General features: G+C 62.8%; 14 protein-coding genes. 3 read left to right on the top strand and 11 right to left on the bottom strand.

Going from position 1 to position 16,661, the window contains the following annotated elements; genetic code table 11:
* Nucleotides 1-2 precede the first annotated feature (2 nt).
* The 8 genes from QPK31_RS01470 to QPK31_RS01435 form a co-directional block, all read right to left on the bottom strand.
* Nucleotides 3-857: an alpha/beta fold hydrolase gene (locus QPK31_RS01470; RefSeq protein WP_290421165.1), complete on the bottom strand. Its 855-nt coding sequence runs from the start codon at nt 855-857 to the stop codon at nt 3-5.
* A 9-nt stretch (nt 858-866) separates the two neighbouring features.
* Nucleotides 867-1,889 (bottom strand): branched-chain amino acid ABC transporter permease, encoded by a 1,023-nt coding sequence (locus tag QPK31_RS01465; RefSeq protein WP_290421164.1) that lies wholly within the window; start codon nt 1,887-1,889, stop codon nt 867-869.
* A gap of 2 nt (nt 1,890-1,891) precedes the next feature.
* Nucleotides 1,892-2,776 carry a branched-chain amino acid ABC transporter permease gene (locus QPK31_RS01460; protein WP_290421163.1) on the bottom strand — a complete coding sequence of 295 codons (885 nt, stop codon included), beginning with the start codon at nt 2,774-2,776 and terminating at the stop codon, nt 1,892-1,894.
* A gap of 226 nt (nt 2,777-3,002) precedes the next feature.
* A complete protein-coding gene (locus QPK31_RS01455; RefSeq protein ID WP_290421162.1) occupies nt 3,003-4,214 on the bottom strand; it encodes an ABC transporter substrate-binding protein in 1,212 nt (403 codons plus the stop codon).
* Nucleotides 4,215-4,277: 63 nt separating this feature from the next.
* Entirely contained in the window at nt 4,278-4,985 is a 708-nt protein-coding gene (locus QPK31_RS01450; RefSeq protein ID WP_290421161.1) for an ABC transporter ATP-binding protein, read from the bottom strand.
* The gene (locus QPK31_RS01445) at nt 4,982-5,755 is read right to left on the bottom strand and encodes an ABC transporter ATP-binding protein (RefSeq protein WP_290421160.1); all 774 of its coding nucleotides are present in this window, start codon (nt 5,753-5,755) and stop codon (nt 4,982-4,984) included. The genes QPK31_RS01450 and QPK31_RS01445 overlap by 4 nt, the downstream gene beginning before the upstream one ends.
* Before the next feature lie 462 nt (nt 5,756-6,217).
* Complete coding sequence (locus tag QPK31_RS01440) at nt 6,218-7,858, bottom strand: GMC family oxidoreductase N-terminal domain-containing protein (RefSeq protein ID WP_290421159.1); 1,641 nt, start codon at nt 7,856-7,858, stop codon at nt 6,218-6,220.
* Nucleotides 7,859-7,871: 13 nt separating this feature from the next.
* A complete protein-coding gene (locus tag QPK31_RS01435) occupies nt 7,872-8,906 on the bottom strand; it encodes a nitronate monooxygenase family protein (RefSeq protein ID WP_290421158.1) in 1,035 nt (344 codons plus the stop codon).
* A gap of 436 nt (nt 8,907-9,342) precedes the next feature.
* On the opposite strand from QPK31_RS01435, the gene QPK31_RS01430 reads away from it, so the two are divergent.
* Nucleotides 9,343-9,561 carry a hypothetical protein gene (locus tag QPK31_RS01430; protein ID WP_290421157.1) on the top strand — a complete coding sequence of 73 codons (219 nt, stop codon included), beginning with the start codon at nt 9,343-9,345 and terminating at the stop codon, nt 9,559-9,561.
* Between the two features lie 124 nt (nt 9,562-9,685).
* Here the strand turns inward: QPK31_RS01430 and QPK31_RS01425 are convergent, their stop codons facing one another.
* Nucleotides 9,686-10,291, bottom strand: coding sequence for a hypothetical protein (locus tag QPK31_RS01425; protein WP_290421156.1), 606 nt, complete (start codon nt 10,289-10,291; stop codon nt 9,686-9,688).
* A 299-nt stretch (nt 10,292-10,590) separates the two neighbouring features.
* On the opposite strand from QPK31_RS01425, the gene QPK31_RS01420 reads away from it, so the two are divergent.
* Nucleotides 10,591-10,779, top strand: coding sequence for a hypothetical protein (locus QPK31_RS01420; protein WP_290421155.1), 189 nt, complete (start codon nt 10,591-10,593; stop codon nt 10,777-10,779).
* Between the two features lie 258 nt (nt 10,780-11,037).
* Nucleotides 11,038-11,832: a 5'-methylthioadenosine/adenosylhomocysteine nucleosidase gene (locus tag QPK31_RS01415; protein ID WP_290421154.1), complete on the top strand. Its 795-nt coding sequence runs from the start codon at nt 11,038-11,040 to the stop codon at nt 11,830-11,832.
* Here QPK31_RS01415 and ald read toward each other — a convergent pair.
* Both ald and putA read right to left on the bottom strand, forming a co-directional pair.
* Nucleotides 11,802-12,917, bottom strand: a complete 1,116-nt coding sequence (gene ald, locus QPK31_RS01410) for an alanine dehydrogenase (RefSeq protein WP_290421153.1) — start codon at nt 12,915-12,917, stop codon at nt 11,802-11,804. The genes QPK31_RS01415 and ald overlap by 31 nt on opposite strands.
* 38 nt (nt 12,918-12,955) lie before the next feature.
* On the bottom strand, nt 12,956-16,600 hold the full coding sequence (putA, locus tag QPK31_RS01405) for a trifunctional transcriptional regulator/proline dehydrogenase/L-glutamate gamma-semialdehyde dehydrogenase (protein WP_290421152.1): 3,645 nt from the start codon (nt 16,598-16,600) through the stop codon (nt 12,956-12,958).
* Between the last annotated feature and the right edge of the window lie 61 nt (nt 16,601-16,661).

Raw genomic sequence — 16,661 nt, 5'->3', positions numbered from 1 at the left:
GATCAGACGGACGCTGCCGCGGCAGGCTGCGGCACGGCCGCAAAGAAATCGAGCAGCAGCGCATTCAGGCGATCGGCCGCCGTCAGCTGCAGCCAGTGGTCGGCGCCATCGATGCGCTCGAAACGGAAGCCGCCTGTCGCGTATTGCGCCGAGTCTCGCATCTGCTCTTCGGTCAGCGCCACGTCGCGGCTGCTCCACACCCCCATCACCGGCACCGAGACCGGATCGGCCTTCCCACCTGGCAGCATCATGCGCGGCACATTCGCGCGGTAATAGTTCAGCGCTGCCGTCAGGCGGCCCGGCTCGCGCAGGCTGCGGCGCCAGACATCGTATTGCGTCGGTTCCTTGGTGAAGTTACGCATCGCATGGAAGTCGTTGAAGCTCAGCGATTGCTCGGGCAGGAAAGGCACCATGAACCACAGCATGTAGCTGCTGCGCAGGCGCTGCATGATGCCGGCGCGCGCGAACGCGGCCGGGTGGCCGACCGACAGCGCCACATATTGCGTGAAGCGTTCCGGCGCACGCATGCACAGCAGCCAGCCGATCAATGCGCCCCAGTCGTGGCCGACCAGGCGCGCCTCCTGGATGCCGAGCTGGTCGAGCAGCGCCAGCATGTCGTCGCAGATGTATCTGGTGCGATAGGCCGACACGGCCGTCGGCGCATCGGTCTGGCCGTAACCGCGCATGTCGGGCACGATCACGCGGTAGCCGGCGTTCACCAGCGGGCCGACCTGCTTGCGCCAGACCAGATGGGTATCGGGGAAGCCGTGCATCAGCAGCACGGCCGGCCCCTCCCCCGCAGTCATGACATGCATGCGTAAGCCGTTCACGCTCAGAATCTGCGAGGTTTCCTTCATGGACACTCCTTATGCAATTTCCCTGTCGGCATTCACGACACTCGGCTTCATTGTGCCCGGCTTCGCACGAGCACGGCGCTCGAACAGCGCGCCGATTTCGCCGACGATGCCGCGGCGGAACAGCAGCACGCAAACGATGAAGATCAGGCCGGTGACCATGCCCACCGATTCGCCCAGCGACGAGAACCATTCGATGCCGGTGGTCTCGGCCAGTGCCGTGCCGACGTCGCCCAGCTTGTTTTCCAGCGCCACGATGATGAAGGCGCCGATGATCGGACCGGCCATCGTGCCCATGCCGCCGACCAGGGTCATCAGCACGACCAGGCCCGACATGGTCCAGTGCACGTCGGTCAGGGTCTCGAAGCCCAGCACCAGGGTCTTGGTGGCGCCGGCCAGGCCGGTCAGTGCAGCCGACAGGACAAAGGCAAGCAGCTTGTAACGGTCGGCGTCGTACCCCAGCGAAATGGCGCGCGGCTCATTTTCCTTGATGGCCTTCAGCACCTGGCCGAACGGCGAATGCACGGTGCGCACGATCAGGGCGAAGCCGAGCACGAAGATCGCCAGCACCACATAGTACAAAGTCAGGTCGCTCGACAGATCGATCAGGCCCAGCAACTTCCCGCGCGGCACGCCCTGCAGGCCATCCTCGCCGTGCGTATAGGGGCTGCGCAGCGCGGCGAAGTACACCATCTGCGCCAGCGCCAGCGTGATCATCGAGAAGTAGATGCCCTGGCGGCGGATCGCCAGCGAACCGATCACCAGCCCCAGCACGGCGCTGGCCGCGACGCCGGCCAGGATGCCGAGTTCGGGCGACAGGCCGACATTCGCCAGCAGGTGGCCGGTGACGTAACCCGCGCTGCCGAAGAAGGCGGCATGCCCGAACGACAGCAGCCCGGTGAAGCCGATCAGCAAGTTGAAGGCGCAGGCGAACAGGGCAAAGCACAGCAGCTTCATCAGGAACACCGGGTAGCCGAAGAACGGCGCCGCCAGTGCAATGGCAAAGGCGATCGCGTACAGGATTTTCTTGTTCATGCTTACTTCTCCTTCCCGAACAGGCCGGCCGGGCGCAGCAGCAGCACGATGACCATCACCACGAAGACCACCACCTCGGAACCTTCCGGATAAAAGACCCGGGTCAGGCCTTCGATCACGCCCAGCATCAGGCCGGTGACGATGGAGCCGAGGATGGAACCCATGCCGCCGATCACGACCACGGCGAAGACGACGATGATCAGGTTCGAGCCCATCAGCGGCGTGACGTTGATTACCGGTGCGGCCAGCACACCGGCCAGGCCGGCCAGCGCGACGCCGAAGCCATAGGTCAGCGTGACCATGCGCGGCACGTTGATGCCGAAGGCTTCGACCAGTTTCGGGTTCTCGGTGCCGGCGCGCAGGTAGGCGCCGAGGCGGGTCTTTTCGATCACGAACCAGGTGCCGAGGCAGACCACCAGCGAGCAGCCGACCACCCAGGCGCGGTAGTTCGGCAGGATCATGAAGCCGAGGTCGGTGGCGCCGGCCAGTTGCTCGGGCACGTCCAGGGTCTGGCCAGAGACGCCGAAGAAGGAGCGGAACACGCCTTCCAGCAGCAGCGTGATGCCGAAGGTCAGCAGCAGCCCATACAAATGGTCGAGTTTATAGAGCCAGCGCAGCATGGTCTTCTCGACCGCGATGCCGAAGGCGCCGACGACGAGCGGTGCGAGCACCAGCATCATCCAGTAGTTCAGCTCGTAGTTATTGACGCCGATGAAGGCGATAAAGGCGCCCATCATGTACAGGGCGCCGTGGGAAAAGTTGATGACGTTCAGCAGGCCGAAGATAACGGCCAGGCCGAGCGAGAGCATCGCGTAGAAGGAGCCGTTGACCAGCCCCAGCAGCAGCTGGGACATCAGGGCTTGCAGGGGGACTCCGAAGATTTCCATAGGCACCAGGGGTAAAGTCGGATAGGGGTCATGCAGATACTGTCGGCGCGCATGCGTGGTATTGGCCAACATAGCGCCGGGTATTGCGAACGTCCATTGAACGCGTGGGCACGGGGCGCCCACCCTACGTACATCCAGGCCACTGGCTTAAAACAGGTAGGGTGGGCGCCCTGTGCCCACGCGTTCAAATCACGTTTGCGACAACGCGACGTTCAATCGATATGACTTACTTCCACGCCGCGCACTTGGTCTCGGCCTTGGTCGTGTACGCCTGATCGCCCGGAATCGTCGACACGACCTTGTAGTAATCCCACGGCCCTTTCGATTCCTTCGGCGTTTTCACCTGCATCAGGTACATGTCGTACACCATGCGGCCGTCCGGACGGATCACGCCGTTCTTGGCGAACATGTCGTTGATCTTGGTCGCCTTCAGGTGTTCCATGATCTTGGTCGAATCGTCGGTGCCGGTTGCCTTCACCGCGTTCAGGTAGTTGGTGGTCGCCGAGTAGTCGGCCGCCTGCAGCATCGACGGCTGCTTCTTCATCTTGGCAAAGTAGCGCTTCGACCAGGCGCGGGTGTCGGCGTTCTGGTCCCAGTACCAGCCGTCGGTCAGGTACATGCCCTGTGTCGTTTTCAGGCCCAGGGTGTGGACGTCGTTGATGAACACCAGCAGGCCGGCGATCTTCATTTTCGAGGTCAGGCCGAACTCGTTGGCGGCCTTGATCGAGTTGATGGTGTCGCCGCCGGCGTTTGCCAGGCCCAGCACCTGGGCTTTCGAGGATTGCGCCTGCAGCAGGAAGGACGAGAAGTCCGAGGCCGACAGCGGATGCTTCACGCTGCCCAGCACAGTGCCGCCGTTCTTTTTCACGACGGCCGTGGTGTCGCCTTCGAGCGACTGGCCGAAGGCGTAGTCGGCGGTGAGGAAGTACCAGCTCTTGCCGCCCTGCTTCAGCACGGCCGAACCGGTGCCGCGCGCCAGCGCCACGGTGTCGTAGGCGTAGTGCACGGTGTAGGGCGAGCATTGTTCGTTGGTCAGTTGCGCGGTGCCGGCGCCGATCGAGATGAAGACTTTCTTCTTCTCGGCTGCGACCTTCGCCATCGCCAGGCTGGCGCCGGAGTTGGTGCCGCCGATCAGCATGTCGACGCCCTGCTGGTCGAACCATTCGCGCGCTTTCGAGGCGGCGATGTCCGGCTTGTTCTGGTGGTCGGCGACCATGAACTGGATCTTCTTGCCGTTCACGGCGCCGCCCAGGTCGGCGATCGCCATGCGCACGGCTTCGGCGCCGCCGTTGCCGTCGACGTCGGAATAGACGCCGGACAGGTCGGTGATCATGCCGATCTTGATGGTGTCGCCGCTGATCTGGGCGTGCGCAGGAAGAGCAAGGCCTGCGGTGGCGAATGCGGCGGCGGTGGCGAGGGCGAGGGTTGTGCGTTTCATCTTGTCTCCGTTGTTGTATGTGAAGCGTTGAAGCATGAAAGCGTAAAAAGCTGCCCGGGTGGTCTAGACTCCGAGCAGTTCGGTGAGGACGGGCATGCGTGCGTCGAGTTCGCTTGATGCGATGGTCTCGACGATCTGCCCGTGCTCGACCACGTGGAACCGGTCCGCCAGCGGTGCGGCGAAGCGGAAATTCTGTTCGACCATGACGATCGTGTAGCCCTTGTTCTTGAGCGTCGTGATCATGCGCGCCAGGGTCTGCACGATGACCGGCGCCAGTCCTTCCGAGATTTCGTCGAGCAGCAGCAGGCGCGCGCCGGTGCGCAGGATGCGCGCCACCGCCAGCATCTGCTGCTCGCCGCCCGACAGGCGCGTGCCCTGGCTGTGGCGGCGCTCGTACAAATTCGGGAACATCTCGTAGATCTCGTCGAGCGACATCGCGGTGCCGGCCTTCGGTAATACCGGCGGCAGCAGCAGGTTTTCCTCGGCCGACAGCGAAGCGAAGATGCCGCGCTCTTCCGGGCAATAACCGACGCCGAGGTGGGCGATGCGGTGGGTCGGCATGCCGATCGACTCGACGCCGTTGACCTTGATCGAGCCGGTGCGGCGCCCGGTCAGGCCCATGATGGCGCGCAGCGTGGTGGTACGCCCTGCCCCGTTGCGGCCCAGCAGGGTCACGACTTCGCCCTGCGCCACCGTGAAGCCGATGTCGTGCAGGATGTGCGATTCGCCGTACCAGGCCTGCAGGTTGCGAATGTCAAGCGCTGCCGTCATCCATGTGCTCCTTCGAGTTCGCCATCGGCCGTGCCCATGTAGGCCTGCATCACTTGCGGGTTTTTCGAGACCTCGGCATAGCTGCCTTCGGCCAGCATGGCGCCGCGCTGCAACACCGAGATGCGGTCGCAGATGCCGGAGACGACGTTCATGTTGTGTTCGACCATCAGGATGGTGCGGCCCGCCGAGACCTTCTTGATCAGCTCGGTCACGCGGTGGACGTCTTCGTGGCCCATGCCCTGGGTCGGTTCGTCGAGCAGCATCAATTCCGGTTCCATCGCCAGCGTGGTGGCGATCTCGAGTGCGCGCTTGCGGCCGTAGGGCAGGTCGGCGGTGACGGTGTCGGCGAAGCTTTCCAGGTCGACCTCGGCCAGCAGCGCCATCGCGCGTTCGTTCAGGCGGTCGAGCGAACTTTCGCTGCGCCAGAAGTGGAAGCTGGTGCCGAGCCCGCGCTGCAAGCCGATGCGCACATTCTGCAGCACGGTCAGGTGCGGGAAGACGGCGGAAATCTGGAAGGAACGGATGATGCCCATGCGCGCGATCTGCGCGGGTTTCAGGCCCGTGATGTCTTTGCCGTTGAACAGGATCTGGCCTGACGACGGGATCAGGAACTTGGTGAGCAGGTTGAAACAGGTGGTCTTGCCGGCGCCGTTCGGACCGATCAGGGCGTGGATATGGCCACGCTGCACCTGCAGGTCGACGCCATTGACGGCAGTGAAACCCTTGAACTCCTTGGTGAGGCGCTTAGTCTCAAGAATGACGTCTGTCATTGTGTCTCCGGTACGTTTTACACGTGCTGCCTCGAGAACCGCTGGGTCTATCTTTGTAGACTCTTAATAGATATTACACAGAAGAGTTGTGGCCCACAATACAACACGGCCTTTGTGCACCGCTGCACAGGCTGGGTAGTTTTGCGCACCCGGTGTGCATATTTGCACGGTTGGGTCGGATGTTTCGCGGTGCGGACGGAATATCAGAAAACCAGTGATATATGCACTTTGACGGTGCGTTAGTCGTACGGTGGGCACTCCGTGCCCACGCGGTTACGTGCGCATGCTTGCACCTGCGGCCGCGATTGATCGCCCACCAGCTCCACCGCCAGTCGCCTCATTTGCACGAGATGGCCTGGCGAGACACCGCGAGCGACAAGTCTCTGCCCACGTCTATCGGAGATGCACGTAACAGCGTGGGCACGGAGTGCCCACCGTACCTTGTTCAGCTAGTGGCAATCTTCACGCCGTCGTTAACGCGCCCGCCCGCTTCACGATCATCTCCGCCGCCTTTTCCGCAATCATCAAGGTCGGCGAATTCGTATTCCCCGACGTAATGAACGGCATGATCGACGCATCCACCACGCGCAAGCCCTCCACTCCGATCACGCGCAATTCGCTGTCGACCACCGCCTGCGGATCCTCGCGCCGCCCCATGCGGCAGGTCCCCACCGGATGAAAAATCGTGGTCCCGATCAGCCCCGCCGCCTCCGCCAGTTCTTCCTCGGTGCGGTAATGCGGCCCCGGCTTGAACTCTTCCGGACGGTATTGCGCCAATGCCGGCGCCGCCACGATGCGCCGGGTCAGCGCCAGTGCCTGCGCCGCCGTGCGCCGGTCGGCATCCGTGCTCAAATAATTCGGCGTGATCTTCGGCGCCGCGTAACTGTCGTTCGAGGCAATCCGCACATGCCCGCGCGAGGTCGGCCGCAGATTGCACACGCTCGCCGTAAATGCCGGAAAACCGTGCAGCGGATCGCCGAACTTTTCCAGCGACAGCGGCTGCACGTGGTACTGCAGGTTCGGCGTCGCTTCGTCGGCATGCGAACGCGCAAACGCACCCAGCTGCGACGGCGCCATCGACATCGGCCCGCTGCGGAACAACGCGTACTCCATGCCGATCTTCATCTTGCCGAACCAGTTCGCGGCCGACGTATTCAGCGTCTTCACGCCCGTCACCTTGTAGACCATGCGCAGCTGCAGATGGTCTTGCAGGTTCTCGCCGACACCCGGCAAATCGACAAGCGGCGCAATGCCGTGGCGCTGCAAACTCGCCGCCGCCCCGATACCCGACAATTGCAGGATATGCGGCGAACCGATCGCCCCCGCCGCCAGCAAGGTTTCGCGATGCGCGGTGGCAGTGAAGGCACGCCCGCCGCCGGTGAACTGCACGCCACGGCAGACCTTGCCGCCCTCGCCTTCCTCGATCAGCAGACGTTCCACGTGGCAGCCCGTCATGATGGTGAGGTTGGTGCGCTGGGCCGCCGGTTTCAGGAAGGCTTTCGCCGTGTTCAGGCGGATGCCACGGCGCTGGTTGACTTCGAAATACGAGGAACCGGCGTTGTCGCCGGTATTGAAATCCTCGACCTTCTCGATGCCGACCTCTGCCGCCGCATCGCGGAAGGCATCCAGGATCTTCCACGACAGACGCTGCTTTTCCACGCGCCACTCGCCGCCGGCGCCATGCAGTTCGCTGGCCCCGCGGTAATGGTCTTCGCTCTTTTTAAACAGCGGCAGCACCTCGTTCCAGCGCCAGGAATCGTCGCCGCATGCATCGGCCCAGCGCTCATAGTCGCCCTTCTGGCCGCGCATGTAGATCATGCCGTTGATCGAGGAACTGCCGCCGAGTACTTTCCCGCGCGGATAGATCAGCGCCCGTCCGCCCAGGCCCGGGTCGGGTTCAGTATTGAACAGCCAATCGGTGCGCGGGTTGCCGATGCAGTGCAGGTAGCCGACCGGGATATGGATCCACAGGTAATCGTCGCGCGCGCCTGCTTCGATCAGCAGCACGTTGACGTCCTTGTTGCGGGTCAGGCGATTCGCCAGTACGCAGCCCGAGGTGCCGCCGCCGACGATGATGTAGTCGTATTCTCCAGCCGATTCCACGCAGGGTCTCCTGTCAGGACTGCAGTTCGGATGCCAATAGTTCGATCAATTGTTTAGCCGGCATGGGCCGCGCGCGTGCCACGCCGGTACCGGCCCAGAGCGACATCAGCTCGGTGTCGTTGTTCTTGGCGGCCGCTGCGCGGATGCTGCCGGTCAGCGCATTCTGGACGGGGTAAGGCGGCACTTGCGCTTCCACCGATGCCATCTGGCGCATGAAGCGGTTCTCGATACCGCGCGCGTAGCGGCCGGAAAAGCTGCGCGTCTGGCGGGTCGGCTGGCCTTCGGCCTCGATCAGTCGTTGCTTGTAGGCCGGGTGGATGCCGGACTCGTCGGTGACGAGGAAGGCCGTGCCCATCTGCACCGCCGAGGCGCCCAGCGCCAGCGCTTGGCGGATGTCGGCGCCGTTCATGATGTTGCCGGCGGCGATGACGGGAATGCTTACCGCCTGCGCCACGGCCGGCCAGAGTTCGTGGGCAGTGAGAGTCGCGTCTTCCTGGCGGCCGATGAAGGTGCCGCGGTGGCCGCCTGCCTCGATGCCGGAGGCGATCACGGCGTCGGCGCCGATGCTTTGCCAGGCCAGCGCTTCCTCGACCGTGGTGACGGTGCCGATCGTCAGGATGCCGGCCGCATGCAGGCGCTCGACCTGGACGGCGTCGAGGATGCCGAAGGTGAAGCTGGCGGCGGCTGGGCGGAGTTCGAGCAGCGTGTCGAACTGGGCGTCGAAGTCTTCGCACCATTGCTTCGGCTGGGGCAATTCGGTCCAGCCCAGGCTTTCCCAGACCGGGCGCAGGAGTTCGGCGCCTTGCCGGATTTCGTCAGGGGAAGGCGTGGGGGTGCGCTGGACGAAGAAATTCAGGAGGAAGGGCTGGGTGGTGAGACCGCGGATGCGCTCGACCGCGGTGCGCAGGGCGGCCGGGGCGAGCAGCGAGCCGGCGAAGGAACCGAGGGCGCCGGCATTCGACACGGCAGCCACCAGCTCGGGCGTGGTGGCGCCGCCGGCCATCGGACCCTGGATGATCGGCAGCTTGAACAGCGAACTGAACTCCATACGGCATCCTTCCGCAAAACGATTCAATTAAGCAAAGCTTACCAGATCGCAAAACGGGTGGCGGAAATGTGGTTGGCGATATTAGTTCCCGCCTGATTAGCTAGCAGCTTGGATTTGGCCTGCGGCCAAAACCGTAGGGTGGGCACTCCGTGCCCACGCGTGACCAATGCAAACCTGCGGCCTGTCAAACAGGGGCTCAGCCTTTAACGTCGAACCTGGCCCGAAACGTTATCGGTTTGCTTCTGGAACTTGCAACGCTCATCACACAATGCGTCTATAGCGCCCGCCGCCGATGACGCGACGTTCCGCGTGGGCACGGGGTGCCCACCCTACAGGAGCATTCTCCCTGGCTCAATCAGACGCCAACGATCAGAAGCTGTTATTCAACCCAATCCACACCCGGCGCCCATCGCCGACCGTGTTGTAGGACGATGAAGTGCGCGCCGGCCTGGCAGCGCAATTGCGGCACGACGACCTGGCGGTAATGGAAACGCGGCCCACCTTGTCGCCGGCCCGCTACCATTGCGGCGAATGCATTTTCGATGCCGAACAACGCCGGCTGTTCGGCACACAAGACACCGCGATTTCAACCAGCCTCGGCTACTGGAAACGGCCTGGGGCGTTGGCTATGTCCCGGCAGCGGACGTGGTCCTGACCTGATCGTCGTTGGCTGCGCACCTGTCCCATGGATGTGCTCCACCCAGCACTTCCTGGAAACAGACGCGTACAGCCACGGCGCAGCCTTGCCGGACCCTGCATGTCAGTTCAGAGCAGCAAGCTTACCAGATCGTAAACGATACGCCAGAGGGCCAAGTGTGGATAAACTTCTTGATATCCACAGGAACGGTTTGTGCAAAAACGCGGCTTTTTCCACGCTCACGATTTTTGTCCAGATTTGCCACCAAGAACATACAGCGCCAAACCACTGGCTTATACCGTGCGTAAACAACTGATTTTTTGTCTGTTAACAGGCTTATCCACAGAAAGTGGCAGTTGTTAACACTACTACTATCCTTGTATACAGATTTTGGTTGTAAACCTGAGGTGCTGCGCGCTGTGCGGCCGAAAATTTTTTTTTCGTTCGATGCCTCATCTGTTGGCTGGAAGCCGCACTTCCGGCTTGGCCATGTCATGGACTGGTTCGCCACATCCGAAAACCGCTCGCGCTCGCTGGCTGCAGGCTGGCAGCGACAACCCGCACGCACCAGCTGGCGTCGACTGTGGACAAACCCATGCATATCCACAGGAACGAATGTGCAGAACGACTGCCTTCCGCACGCTTCCGAAATTTGTACAAGATCGGTGCAAGCCAGACGCAAGGTTTGTCCAGCACATCCGAAAGCGCGTAAACCGTTGACGTTGTGAAGAAAAACGACTTTATCCACAGTTGAAGAGGCGTTTACTACTACTACCAACTTTATATATACCTACTTATTAAGAAGATGATGTACGCAAACGGTCGGGAAAAAGCCATTTGAAGGCTTCGCCATGCTGCAAGCGCTATCGAAATTCAACGGATGAATTGTTCGGCAGAAAGTCACGAAGTCGCGCGCGTTGTCGACTACGGAAACGAAAGTGGTTGGCGGCAACCGCTTGAACAGGCTGGCCGGAAGCTGAATGCGTTTTGAATCGTTCGACATCCTGCCGACATCGAATTAGGCTGCATAACTGACAACGATGACTGTTGCTGACTATCGCGTGGCTCCTGGCGCTTTGCTCGCCCAGCCTGCTGCTTTGTCAGCAAGCGATTCCAGGGATGGAAGCACTGTTCAAAGTCATTTTTGCCAGCAAAAAGCGGTTTACAGGCAGCTCATCTGTGGAAAAGCCGCTGGATATGCACAGGATCGGATGTGCAAAAGCGACTTTTCTGTAGACCAGCCGTTTTTTCTCCAACATCCGTGCAAGCTGGATACAATCCTTGTCCAGCCAGTTCGCGCTGACGTAAACCGCTGATCTTGTAGAGAAAACTCTTCTTATCCACAAGAACATCATCGTTTACTATCACTACCAGTTTTATATATACGTTTACTACTGTAAACAGTAAGAACTGCGAACAGCAGGCATAAGTGCCTGAACAACAGCTTCCAGCCTGTCTGAGCGACTCTTTTTCAACCTGAAAACAAGCGAAAACATGCGTCTAGGGATCATCAGTGCGCTGTACGAAGAACAGCAGGGGCTCGTGGAAGCCATGCAGAGCCCCTACAAGCTCATCCATGGTCAGCGCGAGTACTGGCTCGGACAACTCTGGGAAATCGACGCTGTGTGCGTTTTATCGCGTATAGGCAAGGTTGCAGCTGCCATGACAGCGACCACGCTTGTGGAGAAGTTCGGAGTTACGCACATCCTGTTTACCGGCGTTGCCGGCGCTGGCGACAAAACAGTGCAGGTTGGCGATATCGTGGTGGCCGAATCGCTGGTCCAGCACGATATGGATGCCAGTCCCTTGTTTCCGCGCTTCGAAGTCCCGCTGACCGGCCTGACGCACTTCCCTGCCGACCATCAGCTGGGCACGCGCCTGGTGGATGCGGCCCACCTGTTCCTGGAAAGCGATTTCGCGTCCGCCATCGATCCGCTCGAGAAAGCGGTATTCGGCCTGTCTCGGCCGCGTATCTACCGCGGCCTGGTTGCCAGCGGCGACCAGTTCATCAACGATGCCGAACACATCAATGGACTGAATGCGGCCCTGCCCGGGCTGGTGGCAGTGGAAATGGAAGGAGCGGCAGTGGCCCAGGTTTGCTACGAGCTGGGCGTGCCGTTTGGCGTGATCAGGACGATTTCCGACAACGCCAATGAAAACGCGGCCCATGATTTCATGCGTTTCGTGAAATCAGTGGCCGCGCGGTATGCCTTTCACATCGTCAGGCGCTTCTGCCTGGAGACGGAAGGTGCAGTGATTCAGTCGAGCAGGGAATCGGCTGGCGTGTAGTCGTAGTTCAAGGCCTCGGCCACGGCCTGGTAGGTGACCTTGCCCTGGCAAACGTTCAGGCCATTGCGCAGGTGGACATCGTCCGCCAGCGCCTGGCGCCAGCCCTTGCTGGCCAAGGCCACGGCGTGGGCGATGGTTGCATTGTTCAACGCAAAGGTCGAGGTGCGCGCCACGGCGCCCGGCATGTTCGCCACGCAGTAATGCACGACGCCGTCGACCACGAAGGTCGGATCGGCGTGCGTGGTCGGATGCGAGGTTTCGAAGCAGCCGCCCTGGTCGATGGCCACGTCCACCACCACCGAACCCTTTTTCATGCGCGAAATCATGCTGCGCGTGACCAGTTTCGGCGCCGCCGCACCCGGCACCAGCACGCCGCCGATGACCAGGTCGGCCGACAAGACGGCTTCCTCGATCGCATGGGCAGTCGAATACAGGGTGGAAATGCGGTTGCCGTAGACCAGGTCCAGCTGGCGCAGGCGGTCGATGTTCTTGTCGAGCACGGTGACGCGGGCGCCGGTGCCCACCGCCATCTGCAGCGCATTCGTGCCGACCACGCCGGCGCCGATGATCACCACGTGGCCTGGCGCCACGCCCGGCACGCCGCCCAGCAGCAAACCCATGCCGCCTTTCGACTTTTCCAGGTGGGCCGCGCCGGCCTGGATGGCCATGCGCCCCGCCACTTCGCTCATCGGCGCGAGCAGCGGCAAGCCGCCCCCTTGCCCGGTGATGGTTTCGTAGGCAATGCAAACGGCGCCGGAATGAATGAGCGCCGCGGTCTGCTCGGGATCGGGCGCCAGGTGCAGATAGGTGTAGAGGATCTGGCCTGCGCGCAGCATCGCGCACTCTTGCGGCTGCGGCTCCTTGACCTTGACGATCATGTCGGCCCGTGCGAAGACTTCTTTCGCCGTCTCGACGATGCTGGCGCCGGCGGCCAGGTACTGCTCGTCGGACAGACCGATCTCGCTGCCGGCGTTCGTCTGGACTATCACCTGGTGCCCCCGTGCGACCAGCTCGTGCACGGAAGGCGGGGTCAAGCCGACCCGGTACTCATGGTTCTTGATCTCTTTTGGAACGCCAACAAGCATGTCTTCCTCCAATTTTTATGAATAAAACCCCTACATGATCACAGCCCCAGCGTCATCAGGCTTGCGTTGCCGCCAGCCGCGGTCGTGTTGACGCAGAGCGCGCGCTCGGCCACCAGGCGCCACAAATCCACCGGCGCAGTGCCATCGGTATCGACAATGCCGACGATCGCATCCGGACGCGCCGCCAGTTGCGAACGCAGTGCACCTTTCAGGCCCGTTTCCACCAGCGCAATCTGGAAATCGCACTGCGCCACATCGGCCGTACCGACGAAGCGGATGCGGTCTTTCACTTCGGCCGGCAGATCGTCCGGCACAGGCAAGCCGGCGCCGGCCAGCACATAGGCGCGGTTGCCGGTGGCCAGGGCTGCTGCCAATTGATTCAGCATCGCCGGCAGGGTATCGGCCGCGCACAGCACGGCGCCGCGCGGGCAGAAGGCCAGGGTGTTGCGTTCGCCGGTCGGGCCCGGCAAGACGAGTTCGCTGCCGTTCAGCTGGGTGCGGGTATAGCTTTCGCCCAGCTGGACAATGTGCCCGTGGCCATGGGTACGGGCCCAGACCAGCAGCGACACCAGCGCCGGGCAAGCCTTGCGGTTGTGCTCCAGCAGCGGCGCCGCGCCGCGCTGCAGGCGCTTCAGGTAGAGCGGGCCGCCGGCTTTCGGGCCGGTACCGGATTTACCCTCGCCGCCGAAAGGCTGCACACCGACCACGGCGCCGACGATGTTGCGGTTCACGTAGATGTTGCCGACGTGGGCGCGGGTGGTGATGAAATCGATGGTCTCGTCGATGCGCGAATGCACGCCCAGGGTCAGGCCATAGCCGGTGGCGTTGATCGAATCGACGACCTTGCCCAGGTCGGCGCGGCGGTAGCGCACGATGTGCAGTACCGGACCGAAGACTTCGTGCTTCAGCTCATCGAGCGATCCGATTTCCAGCACGGTTGGCGGCACGAAGGTGCCCTGCGCCGTCACGCTGGCCGGCAAGTCGAGCGCGAAATGGTTTTTCGCGGTCGCTTTCATGCGCTCGATGTGGGCCAGCAAATTGCGCTGGGCTTCCGCATCGATGACCGGGCCGATGTCGGTGGCCAGGCGGTCCGGGCTGCCCACGCGCAGTTCGCCCAGCGCGCCCTTCAGCATGCGGATGGTCTTGTCGGCGATATCGTCTTGCAGGAACAGCACGCGCAGCGCCGAGCAGCGCTGGCCGGCGCTGTCGAAGGCCGAGCTGAGCACGTCTTGCACCACCTGCTCCGGCAGCGCCGACGAATCCACGATCAGCGCATTCTGGCCGCCGGTTTCCGCCACCAGCGGAATGTCGACGCCTTCGACTTCGCCTCGCTTGGCCAGCGTGCGGTTGATCAGTTGCGCCACTTCGGTCGAGCCGGTGAAGATCACACCTTTTACACGTGCATCGCCGGTGAGGGCGGCGCCGACCACTTCGCCGCGGCCCGGCAGCAGCTGCAGCGCGGCGGCCGGAATGCCGGCTTCGTGGAACAGTTGCACCGCGCGGTAAGCGATCAGCGGGGTCTGCTCGGCCGGTTTGGCCAGCACGACGTTGCCGGCAGCCAGGGCCGCGGCGACCTGTCCGGTGAAAATGGCCAGCGGGAAGTTCCATGGGCTGATGCACGCGACCGGACCGAGCGCCTGGGCCGCAGTGGCGTCTTTCGCCTGGGCCGCGTAGTAGCGCAGGAAGTCGACCGCTTCGCGGATCTCGGCGATCGCGTTCGGCAGCGATTTGCCGGCTTCGCGCACGGCCAGGGCCATCAGCTCGGCAATGTTTTCCTCGAACAGATCGGCGACGCGCACCAGGATGGCGGCACGCTCGCCGTTGGCGCTGGCCTGCCATGCACCGGCAAAGTCAGCGGCGGCTGCCAGGGCGGTATCGACGTCGGCTTTCGATGCTTCCAGCACCTTGCCGACGATATCGGCCGATTGCGCCGGATTGACCACGTTCAGCGACTCGGCGCCTTGCACATTACCTGCGATCAAAGGTGCGGCGGCATACTCGCGCTGGCGCGACAGTTCCGTGCCGAGCACGCGCAGCGCGTCTTCGTTCGTCAGGTCGATGCCGCTTGAGTTCTTGCGCTCGGCGCCGAACATGGCGCGCGGCAGGGCGATGCCGGTATGCGGCAAGCCGCCCGAGGCACGCGCCACCTCGAACGGATCGTTCAGGAGCGAGTCGACCGGGATCTTTTCGTCGACGATCTGGTTCACGAACGAGGAATTCGCGCCGTTTTCCAGCAGGCGGCGCACCAGGTAGGCGAGCAGGGTTTCGTGCGAACCGACCGGGGCGTAGATGCGGCAGGCCTTGTTCAGGTTATCCTTGCCGACGACCTGGTCGTACAGGGTTTCGCCCATACCGTGCAGGCACTGGAATTCGTAGTTGTCGACGCCACGTTCCTTGGCCCAGGTGTAGATCACCGACAAGGTGTGCGCGTTGTGGGTGGCGAACTGGGCGTAGATGACGTCGGTCGCGCCCAGCAGCTTTTGCGCGCAAGTCAGGTAAGACACATCCGTGTACACCTTGCGCGTGTACACCGGATAACCCGGCATGCCGTCCACCTGGGCGCGTTTGATCTCGGCGTCCCAGTAGGCGCCTTTGACCAGGCGCACCATGAACTTCTGGCCACTGCGGCGCGCCAGGTCGACCACGTAGTCGATTACGAAGGGGCAACGCTTCTGGTAGCCCTGCACCACCAGGCCGATGCCCTCGAAACCGGCGATCTCGGCGTCGAAGGCCAGCGCTTCCAGCATGTCGAGAGAAATTTCCAGGCGGTCTGCTTCTTCCGCATCGATGTTGATGCCGATGTTGTAGCTCTTCGCCAGCAGCACCAGGTTGCGCACACGCGGCAGCAGCTCGCCCATCACGCGGGCATACTGGGCGCGGCTGTAGCGCGGGTGCAGGGCCGACAGCTTGATCGAGATGCCGGGGCCGTTCTTGATGCCGCGGCCATTCGAGGCCTTGCCGATCGCGTGGATGGCGGCGACATACGAGGCATAGTAATTTTGCGCGTCGGCTTCCGTGAGTGCCGCTTCGCCCAGCATGTCGTAGGAATACTGGTAGCCGCGCGACTCGTTGGCCTGGCTGTTCTTCAGCGCTTCCTCGATGGTCTGGCCGGTAACGAACTGGTTGCCCAGCATGCGCATGGCCATGTCGACGCCCTTGCGGATCAATGGTTCGCCGCCCTTGGCGATCAGGCGCGTCAGGGCCGAGCCCAGGCCGCGCTCGCTGTTGCTCGACACCAGTTTGCCGGTGACCAGCAGGCCCCAGGTGGCCGCGTTCACGAACAGCGACGGCGATTCGCCCAGGTGGCTGCGCCAGTCGCCCTTGCTGATCTTGTCGGCGATCAGGCGGTCGGCGGTGGCGCTGTCGGGAATGCGCAGCAGCGCTTCGGCCAGGCACATCAGGGCGACGCCCTCTTCCGACGACAGCGAGAATTCATGCATCAGCGCGTCGACGCCCGAGGCGCGCGTACGTTTCGTGCGCACGTTCGAGACCAGGCGGTGCGCCAGCGGTTTCGCGTCCGCGCTCGGCTGCGCGCCCTGGGCCAGCAGCCATTGCACCGCCTCCGTTTCGTCGCGGCGGTAGGCGGCGGTAATGGCGGAGCGCAGCGGCGTCTGCTCCTGCTTGATTTCTGCCTGGAAGGTATCGAAGGGGACGAAGGTGGTGGCCGGAGCGGCGATCTGCATGACGGGGTCTTTAAAGGTCAGGGAAAGGAAAGCGCACAGCAAAACGCGCCGTCCTGGGGAA

Source organism: Massilia sp. YIM B02769 (assembly GCF_030411995.1).
Classification (GTDB): domain Bacteria; phylum Pseudomonadota; class Gammaproteobacteria; order Burkholderiales; family Burkholderiaceae_D; genus Telluria.
This window is presented reverse-complemented; position numbering and strand designations above follow the sequence as displayed.

Coding starts and splice junctions, on each gene's coding strand:
- QPK31_RS01470 (WP_290421165.1), bottom strand. CDS start 857: ATGAAGGAAACCTCGCAGATTCTGAGCGTGAACGGCTTACGCATGCAT.
- QPK31_RS01465 (WP_290421164.1), bottom strand. CDS start 1,889: ATGAACAAGAAAATCCTGTACGCGATCGCCTTTGCCATTGCACTGGCG.
- QPK31_RS01460 (WP_290421163.1), bottom strand. CDS start 2,776: ATGGAAATCTTCGGAGTCCCCCTGCAAGCCCTGATGTCCCAGCTGCTG.
- QPK31_RS01455 (WP_290421162.1), bottom strand. CDS start 4,214: ATGAAACGCACAACCCTCGCCCTCGCCACCGCCGCCGCATTCGCCACC.
- QPK31_RS01450 (WP_290421161.1), bottom strand. CDS start 4,985: ATGACGGCAGCGCTTGACATTCGCAACCTGCAGGCCTGGTACGGCGAA.
- QPK31_RS01445 (WP_290421160.1), bottom strand. CDS start 5,755: ATGACAGACGTCATTCTTGAGACTAAGCGCCTCACCAAGGAGTTCAAG.
- QPK31_RS01435 (WP_290421158.1), bottom strand. CDS start 8,906: ATGGAGTTCAGTTCGCTGTTCAAGCTGCCGATCATCCAGGGTCCGATG.
- QPK31_RS01415 (WP_290421154.1), top strand. CDS start 11,038: ATGCGTCTAGGGATCATCAGTGCGCTGTACGAAGAACAGCAGGGGCTC.
- ald (WP_290421153.1), bottom strand. CDS start 12,917: ATGCTTGTTGGCGTTCCAAAAGAGATCAAGAACCATGAGTACCGGGTC.
- putA (WP_290421152.1), bottom strand. CDS start 16,600: ATGCAGATCGCCGCTCCGGCCACCACCTTCGTCCCCTTCGATACCTTC.